The 1,327-nt window shown below is 43.3% G+C and carries 3 protein-coding genes; 1 reads left to right on the top strand and 2 read right to left on the bottom strand.

All coding sequences use genetic code 11. The features are described 5' to 3' along the window. Positions 1-119: 119 nt before the first annotated feature. The gene (locus ACYVRH_RS12820; protein ID WP_461257288.1) at positions 120-554 is read right to left on the bottom strand and encodes an HIRAN domain-containing protein; all 435 of its coding nucleotides are present in this window, start codon (positions 552-554) and stop codon (positions 120-122) included. Between the two features lie 190 nt (positions 555-744). On the opposite strand from ACYVRH_RS12820, the gene ACYVRH_RS12825 reads away from it, so the two are divergent. Further along, the gene (locus ACYVRH_RS12825) at positions 745-1,005 is read left to right on the top strand and encodes a hypothetical protein (protein ID WP_461257289.1); all 261 of its coding nucleotides are present in this window, start codon (positions 745-747) and stop codon (positions 1,003-1,005) included. Between the two features lie 23 nt (positions 1,006-1,028). Here ACYVRH_RS12825 and ACYVRH_RS12830 read toward each other — a convergent pair. Next, positions 1,029-1,327, bottom strand: a 299-nt coding sequence (locus ACYVRH_RS12830) for a hypothetical protein (protein ID WP_461257290.1), incomplete at its 5' end; no start/stop codon positions are given.

The raw sequence follows: 1,327 nt of genomic DNA on the forward strand, positions 1-1,327 counted from the left end.
TTCGCGCATTTGATTTGCGCGATTGATAAAATCATAAAGGCGCGTCAGAAAAGCCGCCTTGTCATAGTCGATATACGGCTGTGTTTTTTTTGTTTTCATATCCTTTTCTCCGTTATGTGCTATACCGTCAGGGCGACCCGCGCCCCGAAGGTTGTTTTTGAAGCCCATCCCCATGTGCCGCAGACAACACGGAGTGCCGGAACTTTTACGCCCATTGCCGTAACAACCGCCGCCATATCGCGGGGAACATACCCCAACCGATATAAGCCCTTACCGCCCTTAACACCTACCAGAACCGCAACGGCGTTGTGATCTGCCGGATTCTCCGGCTCCGGCACTAATACCGCCTTAATCTGATCCGGCTTGTAAGCGGCAAGCCTTTTTAATGCTTCCTGCCTGTTGCCGAAGGACGTACCCTTTACCGCCAGTTCCAATTTACCCGCCTTTACGATTGCCCAGGCTTTCACGAAAGCCGCGCTCTTATCTCCGCCCATTCGCGAAGTAAGCCGATTGGCCAGTGTTACTACTTTGCTTTTCATTTCGCTGTTTTTCATTTCATACCTCCATAATCTCTTTATATTATAAGTCTAATTACTAATTATACTTATGTCAAGCGTTTTGAAAAAATCTTTTCACTTTTTTAAAAGATTTTTTGCGTTTTTACTTATATTTTGTATCGTAAAATGTCTAATTTGTGATTAGATTTTTATTTACATCTTACACATCCGATATATAATAAAGATTATGAAGATAAAAAGCGGGGAATATATCACCGTTAGGGAAATGGCAGATATACTTAAAATAACAACAAATACAGTAAACCAACGCTTATTTCAAAACGGTGTTAAACCTGTTTCTAAGGATGCACTGTATGAAATATCGGCGTTAGAGATTATAAAAAACGCACCTATGGGTAGACCCAAAAAGCCTGAAACACCGGAAAAGGGCAAAAGCACAAAAAAACAGCGAAGGGCAAGAAGTGAAAAACCGACAGAAAACACTTGAAAATCACTATGGATTGCCGTATATTAAAAATAGGAGCGGTTATGATTCAGTTCAGCCGCGCCTAGCCGACCCTGCCGAAAGGCAGGGATTTTTTTATCTAAGAGTAGTACTATTCTTCCGGGGCAAATCGGCAAGGGCTTACGGTGTATATATGCGTTTTCACATAACGCCCATTTCCCCCCTTCACTGCTATTTTCCGCGCTGTCTGATTGCGCCGGAACTACTTGGAAAATAAAAGAAGCCCCGGAAGCGAGGACTTTACGTTTGTGCATAGAAACAAGGACGCGCCCTTCATGGCAGGTTCGCATATAAAGCAAATTGC

The organism is Treponema sp. R80B11-R83G3 (genome assembly GCF_054786115.1).